Genomic DNA, 12,244 nt, shown 5'->3' on the forward strand with positions numbered 1-12,244 from the left:
GCCCGGCAGAATGCATGGCCGGGAGCCGGTAGGCGGCACACGCCGCCTACCGCTATTCTACATGCCGATATTGACTACACCCTCGGCGGAACTGCGGTAAGTTGCACTACCCGGCGGCGCCTGCGCCAAAACCAGCTGTTCCCCATCTGGCGTCGCAACCCGGCTCAACAAAAAGTCCGTGTTCGGCAACAATCCGGTCGCCAAGATGGTGCCAGCCGAGGCCGGCGCATTCCAGCTCATGCGTGCCGATGGCGCCGCGTCGCGGTTGAACGCCACCACCGTCTGCGTACCGATCAGCACAGCTTCCGTATGGCTGTCTGCCACCAGGCGCTGCGCCGAACCAGTGCCCGCACTGCCGCTGCCCAAGTCATTGTCCGCCACGTGCAGGGCATGCAGGAAATACTGAACCGCTCCGGCAGGCACGCTCCCCGAAGCCTGTACCTCCAGGCGCCAGGCGCCGATGTCGCCCGTGACGCTGGTATCGGTGGCATCAGCCACGGCCCTGGGTGGATAATTGCGCCATTTATAGCTGTTATCCGCCTGCAAAGTACGTACCGTGAACCGGCAATCGCCGGTGGGACCGCCCGGTAATAAGGTACCAGGTCCGAAGGCAGAATCGGCGTTGATCTGGTCGCATTGCCCAGCCGCGTTCAGTCCTCCAACCTTGGTAATTACGGCCGTCTCAGGCAGCAAGGTTTGCGCAATCAGCATGCCGCCGCCATTGCGAATGGTAATGCTACGCGCATCGGTGGCAGCATAATTAAAACGGTATTGCCCATTACCAAGTGCGGTGGCCGCCACTGCCGCGGCGGGTTCGTTGACCGTATGCAGCAAGAAGGTGGCGGGTGCGGCATTTGTACGCACACTGTCGAAAGTCAGGACAATGGGCAGGGAACCGGTCGCCGGCGCCGGCAGGTAGACGACGCTGCGCAAGAATCCATTCGCCTGATCCAGTTTGGACGAAGCATAGGCTTTGCTCGCGTTGCCGCGAGCATAAGTATAGCCAGGGGCATATTCATAATTGACAATGCCACCCAGAGCGTTCATCGCACCAGGCTGGATTTCTTCCAGGGTTGGGTATGCCGCACGCGCGCTGCCCACCCATTGTCCACCGTCATTGCTGAAGTCCACCTTGCTCGTCCCGCTGCCAGCCCGCTGAAAGCGCTCATTGGCATCAAACGCAATGATTGTGTTGTGGGCAATGCTACGCGTATAGTAATTGGTCCAATGAGCGCTGCCATAGCTGTCATACCTGCCGGAATCGACCAGCAACGGCCCCTTGTAATTGAGAGAAATGCTGTTCTGATCCAAATGATGGTGGTTATCAGTGATAAATGATGTGGACTTGAACTCCAGCAAGGTCGCGTCCGGGTAAGCCCAACGGTCGCGCATCAGCACTTGCCCCGAACGGCGGAAGTGGCGCGACAAATCCAGATCGACAGGCTGATGCAAGCTTGCCTGATCGACGGGCCAAAACAATTGCTCCAGGATGTAGGGGTAGCGATTTGGCGTATAGCGCTGGCCATGCACCTGTTTCTGGTAATAATCCCAGGCATTGCCATCCCTTGCATGGGCAGCGGCCCATAGCGCAATGCTGCCCACCAAGGGAAAACTTGATAATGTGACAAAATTGTCGCCACTGGCTGGATAACTTTTATCGTCACGCTGTCCATAGATGTACGGATAGATGGTTTTTGGCAGCCATTGCGAAGCTTGCCCCATGTCGCCTGCATTTTGCGTAGCGGTATTCCACAGCAGCAGGCGGGACGGCAAGTCGGTCAGACTATAAGAAAATCCTGAGTGGTATCCGCCATCGATGGAGATATCGCGCCGCACCGCCAGAAAACCCTCGTTAAAATGGCTATACGCCGTTTCTATCATCGGCCATACGTCGTCATTCTCCGGTCCGGCGATGGCCAGCAAGCCGACAGCAGCACCATATACGCTGCTGAAATTCATGCCAGCCATATAAGCAGTTGCGATGGATGGCTGGGACGGCGAAGCATGGCGGTTCCAGTTACTGAAGATGGGCTTGACAGCGCAGTCGAACGAGGAGATTGCCATGCCTTGCTGGCCACAAATTTCACTTAGCAGATTGGTGCCGCCGGGTGCCGCCTGCGCCGTAATGGTATTGCGGATAGTGGCAGCCATGGCCGTCCGATAACTGGCCTGTGCAATATCATTCGGCACAGCGCTGGTGCCCAGCTCCGTGTATAGCCAGTCATACAGAATTCCCAGTGCAATCACACGCCCGCCCATGGACATGTCGCCGCCAGCATTTAAGGGGACGATACGTAACTTGTCGATATAATTTAATATCGCCGCATAAAAATCTGGATCTTTCGTTATTTTATACACCAGTGCCAATTGCTGCGCAGATTCGACAATCCCATTGCGATGTCCGCTGGCGGTATTGCACACTTTCGGCTGCGTCCAGGGTGAGGCAGCGGTTGGGCACATACTCAACGATGTCACATCCGATTTGACAAGCCGTGTCAAATCAAACCAGGCGGTGGCCAGTTCCATATCGAGTTTACCTAGATAACTGACAAGGATATTTCCCTGGCCGTCCTTCAACACGAAATTGCTGATAGGTTCATTTACCCTGCCCGGAAATTGAAAAGCGGTCTGGTCAGGTGAAAAATCGACCTTGCCTGTGGATGTCTCACTCAGCCATTCCAATCCCATCGCCACGTTGACATCACCAATTTTCAGGCTGGTGGTTTTCGTACTGCTATTCCAGCTGAACTCGATCCGTGTCGCCACGCCGATTGGCATCTCGATCGTCTTGTAAGCGATGTAACGCGCAGGGTTCGTACCGATTGCTTTTTGCAGCATACCAATCTGAATTCTGGAAATCCCCGGCGTATCGCCATCAATATGCCGTATGAATATGCCATTTTTACCATTATTGACATTCATTTCGCCAAAAATGAACTGCTCGGCAGCATCCACCGCCGGATTTCTTTTCGATGCAGTAAAATCAAATGCGATGCTCCCAGCCGCGCCAGGAAAAACCGCTGGACCCAAGGGTAACCGACTCTTCAAATTATCTATTGCAAGTTGCGTCGTTAATATGCGCGGATGTTGCGGAGAAATTGAAAATGATGTTGCGCCGACATTCAAGCTGAGCAGACACAAAGAAGAAAGCAATAATAATTTCCCTTTTGCACTCTTTTTTTGAACAGGCAACCCACTCCAGTCTTGCATGCAATTCCAGACTCCTGACATATACTTCCCCATATTGAGCACTATTAAATAATCAGATATTCACCACTTGCAAGGACGATATCATTTTTTTAAGTGCATGGGAAATTATTAATATGCCATTATCTTCAAACGGAGCAGCCTGGCTACCCCTTGAGCTTGTTTAAGGACTCCCGTTTCAGCCGCTCCTCTTCCAGCTCGTCCATACCGAGCTTTTCCTCGTCGATCAGCGCATGGTCGCGCCGCTCTCGCTCCACTTGCTCTTCCAGGCTGTCTTCGTCAGGCTCCTGCGCGATTTTCTCCGGCATGCTGTCTACCTCCACGGTGGTTGAGTGAAAAGCTCAGGCAAGCTTGCCCGCTTGCGCCACGGCATCGTGCGGATGCAGGCTTTCCATATGCCGTACGGTAACACGCGCCTGCGCATAATGTTGCGCCAGCGCCGCCTGCACGCGGCGGGCCGCGTCTTCCACATACATCAGATTAGCACCATTCAAGCGCGCGAACGCCTGCTCGTCCACCCTTCTCACGGCAGTCTGCAGAGGCGGCGCCATATTGCAAGTAGCTTGCATTAATATGATGCGATATTTTTCTTGACGCGCTAACACATGTCAGATAATGTTGACACATGAAAGACATAAACACACCACCGACGGGCGAGCGCTTGCTGCTCATGCTGGCGGCGCTCGACAACCCGCACCGGCTGCGCATCATCGCGGCGCTGGCCAGCGGCGGGCGCAATTACATCAGCCAGCTGGCGCGCGACCTGGGCATCAGCCGTCCCCTGCTGCATTTGCACCTGCAAAAGCTGGAACACGCGGGACTGGTCACCAGCCAGCTGGAGCTGTCGCACGACGGCAAGGCCCTCAACTATTTCGAGGCCAGCCCATTTGAATTGCGGCTGACGCCGGCCAGCATCGCCGCGGCGGCATCCTCGCTCACTCCCAACCCGGATCAATCCTGAACTGTAGAGGTCATCATGTCTGAAAATATCTTTTTTGCCGCCTTCTTCTTCCCCTGCACGGCCGCCGTCATCATCTTCGCCCTCAAATACACGTCCGGCATCGTGCAGGCGCGCGCCAGGCTGGCGCAGGACGGCGCCTACCAGGAGCTGGCCAAGTCGATGGCCGCCGCACAGGTGGAAACGGCAGCGTCGCTGGCCGCCTTGAGCGCATCCGTGGCGCAGATCCAGGCGCGCCTGGGCAGCCTGGAAACCATCCTCAAGGAAGTCGAATAAAGCCCTTCATCGCCCCCCCCATGACCAGGAGACCGCACCATGAATACCGTATCGACCGCCCGTCTGTATGCGCTGCGCGCCATGTATCTGCTGGTCGTCCTGGGCCTCGGCAGCGTGCTGTGGCCCGGCATCGTCACGCCGCACGCGCCGTGGGAACTGATGCGCGGCACCGTGAACTGCATGCTGGCCGCGTTTTCATTGCTGTGTTTGCTGGGTTTGCGCTATCCGCTGCAGATGCTGCCCGTGTTGCTGTGGGAAGCGCTGTGGAAGACCCTGTGGCTGCTGCTCGTGCCGCTGCCGCAATGGCTGCACGGCGGGGTAGATCCCGCCACCATGCAATATGTGTTTGAAATATCGTTCGTCGTGCTCGTCTACCTGGCCATTCCGTGGCGCTACGTGCATGCCCAGTACGTACGCAAGCCAGGTACGCCATGGCGCCAGCTCAGGCAGCCTTGCGAAACGTCAAATTGATGCGCTGCGCGCCCAGCACCGCGTGTTCGCCTTCCTTCAGCGGTGCCACGCCGTGGAAGCGCAGGCGGTCGGCGCCGCCCCACACCACGACGTCGCCATGCAGCAGGCCGATGCGCGCCGCCTTGTCGGCCCGCTCGGCGCCGCCGAACAGGAAAATAGCGGGTAAGCCAAGCGAGACGGAAACGATGGGCGCGTTGAAATCGCATTCATCGCGGTCCTGGTGCAAGGCCATGCGCGCTCCGGGCGCATAGCGGTTGACCAGGCAGGCGTCGGGAACAAAACCAGGATAGCCGGCGGCCAGCGCCGCCTCTTGCGCCAGGCGCAGGAATACGGGGGGCATCGGCGGCCAAGGCAAACCGCTGGCCGGATCGAGGCGCGCGTAGCGGTAGCCGCGCCCATCCGTGACCCAGCCAAGAGGGCCGCAATTGCTCATGGCGACCGACATGCGCAAGCCGCCCGGCGTGGCCATGTGGCGCAGGGGCGCGGCCAGCACGATGGCGTCCAGCGCCGGCAGCACCTCGTCCAGATAAGGCAGCGCAAAACCGCGCAGCAGGATGGACGCGGACGAGCCCGGCACCAGCGGCACGGGGCCGGCCGGGATTTGCTCTTCATCGGCGAACAGGGACAGGTTCATGTTGCCTATTTTAGCCGCGCCACACAAAAAGCGCGCGCGGCTGTCCCGTGGTGCGCTACAGTAGCGCTTCCAGCCACTACCGCCCTCTTTCACGATGGATCATTACGCCGATTTGCTGCAAACCCTGGCGCAACAGGAAGAATCCCTGCAATTCGAACGCTTCGACAACGATGCCGCGCTGGCCGTGGGCCTGTGGATCGTCGAAGAAGTGCGCAAGCGGGGCAAGGCCGTCACCGTCAACATCACGCGCAATGGCCAAGTGCTGTTCCACCACGCCATGACGGGCGCCACGGCCGACCAGGCGGACTGGATACGCCGCAAGAACAACACGGTGCAGCGCTTTTGCCGCAGCTCCTACTACATGGGCATCTCGTATAAAAGCCGGGGCAGCACCTTCGAAGACGTGAAATATCTCGATGACATTGAATACGCGGGCCACGGCGGCGCCTTTCCCCTGCTGATACGCGGCGTGGGACTGGTGGGCACGGTGACCGTTTCCGGCCTGGCGCAAGCCGACGACCATGCGCTCGTGGTGGCCGCGCTGCAGGCGCAGCTGGAACGCTAGGTTTCCAGCGCCCGGCGCAAGGCCGCGCGCGCCAGCAGCCGCGTGGAGTCCAGGGTCGGCAGCGGCGAATTGGCGTCGCTGATGATCAGCGGGATTTCCGTGCAGCCGAGGATGACGGCGTCGCAACCCTGCTCGCGCAAGCCGCCGATGATGGCCTGGAAGCGCGCCACGCTGTCCTCCTTGATCACGCCCGGCACCAGTTCTTCCATGATGATACGGTTGATCTCGCTGCGTTCGTCCTCGCCGGGCCGCACGCAAGCGATGCCGCGCGCGCCCAGCTTGTCCGGATACACGGCGCTGTCGACCAGCCAGCGCGTGCCCGTCAAGCCCACTTTCTGGAAGCCACGCGCGGCCGCTTCGGCGGCGACGACGTCGGCGATATGCAGCCACGGCAGCGGCGAACGGGGCGCCATCAGTTCGAACGCCTGGTGGATGGTGTTGTCGGGACAGATCAGGAACTCGGCGCCGACCGCGTGCAGCTTGCGCGCCGACGCCAGCATCAGCTCGGCCACGCCGGCCAGGTCGCCCCCGTTCAGGCACTCCACGTAGCGCGCCAGCGGCGGCGTATGCATCGATACTTCCGGGTGTTCATACGCGCCCAGCGCATGCGCGCCCTCTTCGCAGATCGTGCGGTAGCACAGGGCCGCGCCTTCGGCCGAACAGCCGACGATGCCGATATGTTTGCTCATGCTCGTCCTCCTAGATTAAATGCGCTGGCCGCCGTCGATGGGAATTTCCGCGCCCGTGATGTACGAGGCGCGCTCGCTGCACAGGAACTCCACCAAATCCGCCACTTCGGCCGTCGTGCCCAGGCGGCGCAACGGGATTTGCGTATCGACGATGTGCGAGGTGCCCGGCGACAGGATGGCCGTGTCGATCTCTCCCGGCGCGATGGCGTTCACGCGCACGTTCAGCGGCGCCATGTCGTTGGCCATTTCGCGCGTCAGCGACGCCAGCGCCGCCTTCGAACTGGCGTAGGCGGAACCGGCAAATGGGTGCACGCGGTAGCCGGCGATCGAACACAGGTTCACGACGGAGCCATGCGCGTTCGACAATTCCTGCGCAAAGCCGCGCGTCAGGGCCAGCGGCGCAAAGAAATTCGTGTTGTACATTTCCTGCCACGTCTGCATGTCGGTGGTCAGCGAATTGACGCGCGAGCCACCCGGCCCCTTCGGCGACACGCCCGCATTGTTTACCAGCGCGTGCAATTTGGAGTCGCCCAGCATGGGGCGCAGGGTATCGACCATCTGCCCGATCTGGCTCAGGTCCGACAAATCCATGCACACATGCGTGTTGTGCTCCTGGCTGCGCGGGCAGCCGCCGGGAATCGGGCTGCGCGAGACGGTGATGACCCTCCAGCCCAGGCTGCGGAAGCGTTCCGCGACGGCGTGGCCGATACCGCGGCTGGCGCCGGTGACGATGGCGGTTTTCTGTTCAATTTTCTGTTCAGTCTTGTGCTTCATGTTCTTCCTCGTCCTTTTCTTTCTGTGTTGCCCCGGCGTGCATTCGCTCCTGCCGCATCACATACGCGAGCATCTGCGTCCCGCCGTCGAGAATGTCCTGTTCGATCGCGCGCCGCGCGGCCGCGCCGTCGCGCTGGCGCAGCGCGCTGATGATGGCGTGGTGGTGGCCCACCCGCATGTCGGGCGAAAAGCTCGCGTAGCCGGCGGCGATCAGCGGCGCCGTCTGCATCCACAGATGGTCGACGAAGCGTTTCAATGTCGGCATGCCGGCCGCCTGCGCCAGGCCCAGGTGAAACGCCTGGTTGCATTGCAGGGCCGCCGGCAAGTCGTGGCGCGCGATGGCCTCTTCGTTCGCCTGCAGCAGGCGCTCGAGGTCGGCCAGGGTGGCGTCGTCGATGCGCTGCGCCGCCTCGAACGCGCCCAAGCCTTCCAGCTCCAGGCGCAGCGCGCGGATTTCCAGGTAGCGCGCCACGCTCAGCACGGGCACGCGGAAGTCGCGCGGTGAGCGCAGCACCAGCGCCTCTTCCTGCACCAGTTGCAGCATGGCGTCGCGCACGGGCGTCACGCTCGTGCCCAGCTGCAGCGCCAGTTCGCGGATGCGCAGCCGGTCGTTGGGCTGGAAGCGCCCGGCCGCCAGCGCATCGCGCAGCGTCGCATACACGGACTTGCCCAGATTGACGTGCACCAGGCTGTCCAGGGGATGGTTCATAGTGGTTTTCAGATTCAGAAAATTATGATGCATCATACATCAAGGGATAAAACAGCGCTTTTCCGTGCGTGCGCCGCAGACAGGACGCGGCGCAAGCACGTACAATCAGCCGCCACCGTATCGAAAGGATTGCAATTGAACTGGGACTATCCGCACGCCCATACCCTGCCCGTCACGCCTGAGCCCAGCGACATCGACGGCTTGCAGCACACGAACAACGCCGTCTATGTGCGCTGGTGCGAGCATATCGCCTGGCACCATTCGGCCACCCTGGGGCTGGACCTGGACGATTACCGGCGCCTGGACCGGGCCATGGCGATACGCCGCGGCGAATACGACTACCTGCTGCCGACGCGGGCCGGCGAAGCGCTGACCCTGGCCACCTGGCTGTGCGCCAGCGATGGCCGTTCCAGCATGGAGCGGCGCTTCCAGCTGGTGCGCGACAGCGACGGCGCCACCGTCGTGCGCGGACGCTGGGACTTGATCTGCATCGAACTGAGCAGCGGCCGCGCGCGCCGCCTGCCGGCCGAGTTCCTGGCCGTGTACGAACCGGCCATCGTCGCGGCCGGCGTGTAAAAGCAGACGCCTGGGCGGCCGTTTTGCGCACCGTTCGGCGAAGATGCGGGGCTTTTCTTGCGCCTCCGCAGTGCAACATGCATTTCGCTCCTGCTTTGCCCGTCCTTGCTTTAGAATCAGCGACCTCAGCCCCGTAAAAACAGGATAAAACATATGACGGCAGTCGGGATTACCGAACCACAAGAGCTCAAGCGCGGCCTGAAAAGCCGCCACATCCAGCTCATCGCCCTGGGCGGCGCCATCGGCACCGGCCTGTTTCTGGGCATCGCGCAAACCATCAAGATGGCCGGACCTTCCGTGCTGCTCGGCTATGGCATCGCCGGCGTCATCGCCTTTTTGATCATGCGCCAGCTGGGCGAGATGGTGGTCGACGAACCCGTCGCCGGCTCCTTCAGCTATTTCGCCGACAAATACTGCGGCCACCTGCCCGGCTTTTTGTCGGGCTGGAATTACTGGGTGCTGTATGTGCTCGTCAGCATGGCCGAACTGACGGCCGTCGGCATCTACGTGCAGTACTGGTGGCCGGGCGTGCCGACCTGGGTCTCGGCCCTCATCTTCTTTTGCGCCATCAACGCCATCAGCCTGCTCAATGTGAAGGCCTTCGGCGAGATGGAATTCTGGTTCGCCATCATCAAGGTGGTCGCCATCATCGGCATGATCGTCTTCGGCGCGTATTTGCTGGCCTCCGGCGACGCGGGCCCGCAGGCGTCGGTGGCGAACTTGTGGCAGCACGGCGGCTTCTTCCCGAATGGCTGGCAGGGACTGGTGATGGCCATGGCCGTCATCATGTTCTCGTTCGGCGGCCTGGAACTGGTGGGCATCACGGCGGCCGAGGCGGATGACCCGAGCACGACGATCCCGCGCGCTACCAACCAGGCCATCTACCGCATCCTGATTTTCTATATCGGCGCGCTGGGCATTTTGCTGTCGCTGTACCCATGGCAAAACGTCGTCACCGGCGGCAGCCCCTTCGTGCTGATCTTCCATGCGCTCGACAGCAACCTGGTGGCCACGGCCCTGAACGTGGTGGTGCTGACGGCCGCCCTGTCCGTGTACAACAGCGGCGTGTACTGCAACACGCGCATGCTGTTCGGCCTGGCCAAGCAAGGCAATGCGCCGCGCGCGCTGCTGCGCCTGAACCGCCGCGGCGTGCCGCTGGCGGCGCTGGGCGTGTCCGCGCTGGCGACGGGCGCCTGCGTGGTGGTCAATTACTTCATGCCGGGCGAAGCGTTCGAGGTGCTGATGGGCCTCGTGGTCTCCGCGCTGATCATCAACTGGGCCATGATCAGCTGGATCCATTTGCGCTTCCGCGCGCAGAAGAAGGCCGAGGGCAAGACGACCCTGTTCCAGAGCCTGGGCTACCCGTTCACCAACTACCTGTGCCTGGTCTTCCTGGCCGGCATCCTGGTGATCATGTATTTGACGCCGGGCCTGCGCATCTCCGTCTACCTGATCCCCGTGTGGCTCGCCGCGCTGGGCATTGGCTACTGGATCAAGCAAAACAAGGCCAAGGCATAGGCTTGCGCAGTATTTTGCAATCGGCAAACAAAAAGCCCGTCTTCACAGACGGGCTTTTTGCATTCAGCGCGCTATTGCTAAGCGGCGGCGGCCTCGCCTGCATCCGGCTGCACATCGGCTCGCCACAGGCCGATGCTCTGGCCCGCATACGATTGCAGCAGCACGTCGTCGCTCAAGGTCAGCATCGCCTGCTGGCGCTGCTCCGCCTTTTTCTCGGGAGTCATGCCCAGTTCGCCCGTCTTGTACGGACCCAGCACAGGCAGCAGGTCGCGCAGCACGGAATAGTTACCTGGCGTCGTCTTGTCCGATTCCAGTTTGCCCAGGAAATACTTCATGACATGCTCGGACTGGTTGCCCTCCTGCCGCAAGCTCGCCTTGACCATCTTGCCATCCTTGTAGGCCACCTGCGCGTCGCTGCTGGCCGTATCTTCGATCTGGTGGTAGGTATAGTTCTGCGACTCCGTATTGTCCAGCAAGCGCAGCGGCACGCCGGGGACGAGCGTCTCATGGAAACTGGCGCTCAGCTTCGATTGCTGCTGCTGCCTGACCGAACGCTCATCCTGGCTGGCGCCGGCCTGCAGCGTCTTTTGCGACACGTCATAATTGAAGCCATCCTTTTCCGAACTGCGCATGGGATTACTGAATTTCACGGCCTGCGACACGGAGGCGCTGAAATCGGCCAGCCCCGTCAGGATGGACTTGTCCTCGGCCGCCAGGCGCCACTTGCCCGTCTCGGGACTCTCGGTGGCCACCTGCGGCGCGGCGGTATTGCTGTGCAAGGCCGTAAAGCTATCCTTGAGCATGGCCACCAGGCCCGCGTCGCCATGGCCGCGCGACGCCGCCTGGTCGAACTGCTTCAGGTAGCTGCCCAGCGCCTTCGCCTGCTTTTCCTTGCTGCCCAGGGTATTGAGCTGACTGGCATCGACCTTCAGGTCCAGGCTGCCGGCCTCGCCGCTGAAGCTGACCTTGCGCTCGGCGCCATCGGCCTGGAAGTCCAGGGTTTGAATACTTTCCGGCTCGCCGCGCACCTTGACTTCCGCATGCAGTTTCACCGAGGCCAGCTGCTGCTGGTCGAACTGCATCAAGCCTTCCAGCTTGATTTTCGGCGTACTTTGTCCCATGCCGTCGATGGCGTCCTGGAAGCCCTTCGCCAGCTCGCCCAGGGCGCTCGCCTCAGCGTCGCTGAGGTCGCCACTGGTCGTCATGCTCACGGCCAGGCCGTCGCCCTGGCTGTCGAGCGACAGCTTGACTTCCACGCCGCTCTTGGTCGTGATGCTGAGGGAAACCCGGTCTTCGCCATTGCCATGCAGGCTGCCGGGCGCGATGCCGGACGCCGCATAGACATTCGGCGTGGCGCTCGGCGGCGGCTGACGCATCGCCTGCGAGAAATTGTAGTTGCCCAATTTGGCCTGTCCCAGCATGGCAGCGCCCAGGCCGCTGAAGCGGCCGCCAAACGCATACGAGGAAAAACTCTTCGTCATCGCGTCGCTGACCTTGTTGCGTGTCGCGCTTTCCCACACCATCGGCGGCTTCACGAGCGCGGCCGGTTTGCTGTCGTTCACGCTCTCCGGACTGAGGGCAACGATGGAAGACGGCGTGGATGGGGACGACGGCGATGCCGCCTGCGTGCGGTTCGGCGTGGCGGAGGAAGCCCCTGACGGGGCGCTATTCCAGTTTGACAGTGGAGAAATGGAGGTCATGGCGCTGTAACCTTGCAAGTGGCGAGTAGGGGCATCATAAAAGTTCGATATGGTTAGTTTTTTTGCAATCACCTGGCGCCAGGCAAGCCTTGTGTCACGTTATCTGACGTGGTGGCAAGTACTGCGTGGCAATACTGCTATAACGGCAAGAAACGGCAAAGCATGAG

General features: G+C 61.1%; 13 protein-coding genes and 1 pseudogene. 6 read left to right on the forward strand and 8 right to left on the reverse strand.

Translation table 11 applies throughout. From position 1 onward, the window contains the following. Positions 1 to 57: 57 nt before the first annotated feature. The 3 genes and pseudogenes from JAB6_RS10275 to JAB6_RS28380 all read right to left on the reverse strand — a co-directional run. Positions 58 to 3,210, reverse strand: a complete 3,153-nt coding sequence (locus JAB6_RS10275; RefSeq protein WP_175444526.1) for a heparinase II/III family protein — start codon at positions 3,208 to 3,210, stop codon at positions 58 to 60. A gap of 143 nt (positions 3,211 to 3,353) precedes the next feature. Continuing rightward, complete coding sequence (locus tag JAB6_RS29300; protein WP_175444527.1) at positions 3,354 to 3,515, reverse strand: hypothetical protein; 162 nt, start codon at positions 3,513 to 3,515, stop codon at positions 3,354 to 3,356. A 33-nt stretch (positions 3,516 to 3,548) separates the two neighbouring features. Beyond that, positions 3,549 to 3,806: pseudogene (locus JAB6_RS28380) on the reverse strand (GTP cyclohydrolase, FolE2/MptA family); the annotation flags it as partial. A 26-nt stretch (positions 3,807 to 3,832) separates the two neighbouring features. Between JAB6_RS28380 and JAB6_RS10280 the strand changes: the two are divergent. The 3 genes from JAB6_RS10280 to JAB6_RS10290 are packed head-to-tail and all read left to right on the forward strand — an operon-like array spanning position 3,833 to position 4,912. Continuing rightward, positions 3,833 to 4,168: a winged helix-turn-helix domain-containing protein gene (locus JAB6_RS10280; RefSeq protein ID WP_070302703.1), complete on the forward strand. Its 336-nt coding sequence runs from the start codon at positions 3,833 to 3,835 to the stop codon at positions 4,166 to 4,168. A gap of 15 nt (positions 4,169 to 4,183) precedes the next feature. Then, positions 4,184 to 4,441, forward strand: a complete 258-nt coding sequence (locus tag JAB6_RS10285) for a hypothetical protein (protein ID WP_046682902.1) — start codon at positions 4,184 to 4,186, stop codon at positions 4,439 to 4,441. A 39-nt stretch (positions 4,442 to 4,480) separates the two neighbouring features. After that, complete coding sequence (locus tag JAB6_RS10290; RefSeq protein WP_034755659.1) at positions 4,481 to 4,912, forward strand: hypothetical protein; 432 nt, start codon at positions 4,481 to 4,483, stop codon at positions 4,910 to 4,912. Here JAB6_RS10290 and alkB read toward each other — a convergent pair. Next, positions 4,884 to 5,546, reverse strand: coding sequence for a DNA oxidative demethylase AlkB (gene alkB, locus JAB6_RS10295; RefSeq protein ID WP_070302704.1), 663 nt, complete (start codon positions 5,544 to 5,546; stop codon positions 4,884 to 4,886). The genes JAB6_RS10290 and alkB overlap by 29 nt on opposite strands. Before the next feature lie 94 nt (positions 5,547 to 5,640). Here alkB and JAB6_RS10300 point away from each other — a divergent pair, with 94 nt between their 5' ends. Continuing rightward, complete coding sequence (locus JAB6_RS10300; protein WP_046682905.1) at positions 5,641 to 6,111, forward strand: heme-degrading domain-containing protein; 471 nt, start codon at positions 5,641 to 5,643, stop codon at positions 6,109 to 6,111. On the opposite strand, the gene JAB6_RS10305 is transcribed toward JAB6_RS10300, so the two are convergent. Genes JAB6_RS10305 through JAB6_RS10315 form a run of 3 tightly spaced genes read right to left on the reverse strand, consistent with a single transcriptional unit; the run spans position 6,108 to position 8,283 of the window. Next, positions 6,108 to 6,800: an aspartate/glutamate racemase family protein gene (locus tag JAB6_RS10305; RefSeq protein WP_070302705.1), complete on the reverse strand. Its 693-nt coding sequence runs from the start codon at positions 6,798 to 6,800 to the stop codon at positions 6,108 to 6,110. The two genes, JAB6_RS10300 and JAB6_RS10305, sit on opposite strands and share 4 nt — an antisense overlap. A 15-nt stretch (positions 6,801 to 6,815) precedes the next feature. Continuing rightward, positions 6,816 to 7,574: an SDR family NAD(P)-dependent oxidoreductase gene (locus tag JAB6_RS10310; protein WP_034755644.1), complete on the reverse strand. Its 759-nt coding sequence runs from the start codon at positions 7,572 to 7,574 to the stop codon at positions 6,816 to 6,818. After that, entirely contained in the window at positions 7,558 to 8,283 is a 726-nt protein-coding gene (locus JAB6_RS10315; protein ID WP_070302809.1) for a GntR family transcriptional regulator, read from the reverse strand. The genes JAB6_RS10310 and JAB6_RS10315 overlap by 17 nt, the downstream gene beginning before the upstream one ends. A 135-nt stretch (positions 8,284 to 8,418) precedes the next feature. On the opposite strand from JAB6_RS10315, the gene JAB6_RS10320 reads away from it, so the two are divergent. Next, entirely contained in the window at positions 8,419 to 8,859 is a 441-nt protein-coding gene (locus JAB6_RS10320) for a thioesterase family protein (protein ID WP_070302706.1), read from the forward strand. Positions 8,860 to 9,012: 153 nt separating this feature from the next. Then, positions 9,013 to 10,377, forward strand: a complete 1,365-nt coding sequence (locus JAB6_RS10325; RefSeq protein WP_034755636.1) for an amino acid permease — start codon at positions 9,013 to 9,015, stop codon at positions 10,375 to 10,377. Positions 10,378 to 10,454: 77 nt separating this feature from the next. Here the strand turns inward: JAB6_RS10325 and JAB6_RS10330 are convergent, their stop codons facing one another. Beyond that, the gene (locus JAB6_RS10330) at positions 10,455 to 12,077 is read right to left on the reverse strand and encodes a hypothetical protein (protein WP_139143341.1); all 1,623 of its coding nucleotides are present in this window, start codon (positions 12,075 to 12,077) and stop codon (positions 10,455 to 10,457) included. Between the last annotated feature and the right edge of the window lie 167 nt (positions 12,078 to 12,244).

The organism is Janthinobacterium sp. HH104 (assembly GCF_001758715.1).
In the GTDB taxonomy this organism is placed as follows: domain Bacteria; phylum Pseudomonadota; class Gammaproteobacteria; order Burkholderiales; family Burkholderiaceae_D; genus Janthinobacterium; species Janthinobacterium aestuarii.

Excerpts from the sequence above, each read along its gene's own strand:
- JAB6_RS10275 (WP_175444526.1), bottom strand. The coding sequence starts at position 3,210 with ATGCAAGACTGGAGTGGGTTGCCTGTTCAAAAAAAGAGTGCAAAAGGG.
- JAB6_RS29300 (WP_175444527.1), bottom strand. The coding sequence starts at position 3,515 with ATGCCGGAGAAAATCGCGCAGGAGCCTGACGAAGACAGCCTGGAAGAG.
- JAB6_RS10280 (WP_070302703.1), top strand. The coding sequence starts at position 3,833 with ATGAAAGACATAAACACACCACCGACGGGCGAGCGCTTGCTGCTCATG.
- JAB6_RS10285 (WP_046682902.1), top strand. The coding sequence starts at position 4,184 with ATGTCTGAAAATATCTTTTTTGCCGCCTTCTTCTTCCCCTGCACGGCC.
- JAB6_RS10290 (WP_034755659.1), top strand. The coding sequence starts at position 4,481 with ATGAATACCGTATCGACCGCCCGTCTGTATGCGCTGCGCGCCATGTAT.
- alkB (WP_070302704.1), bottom strand. The coding sequence starts at position 5,546 with ATGAACCTGTCCCTGTTCGCCGATGAAGAGCAAATCCCGGCCGGCCCC.
- JAB6_RS10300 (WP_046682905.1), top strand. The coding sequence starts at position 5,641 with ATGGATCATTACGCCGATTTGCTGCAAACCCTGGCGCAACAGGAAGAA.
- JAB6_RS10305 (WP_070302705.1), bottom strand. The coding sequence starts at position 6,800 with ATGAGCAAACATATCGGCATCGTCGGCTGTTCGGCCGAAGGCGCGGCC.
- JAB6_RS10310 (WP_034755644.1), bottom strand. The coding sequence starts at position 7,574 with ATGAAGCACAAGACTGAACAGAAAATTGAACAGAAAACCGCCATCGTC.
- JAB6_RS10315 (WP_070302809.1), bottom strand. The coding sequence starts at position 8,283 with ATGAACCATCCCCTGGACAGCCTGGTGCACGTCAATCTGGGCAAGTCC.
- JAB6_RS10325 (WP_034755636.1), top strand. The coding sequence starts at position 9,013 with ATGACGGCAGTCGGGATTACCGAACCACAAGAGCTCAAGCGCGGCCTG.
- JAB6_RS10330 (WP_139143341.1), bottom strand. The coding sequence starts at position 12,077 with ATGACCTCCATTTCTCCACTGTCAAACTGGAATAGCGCCCCGTCAGGG.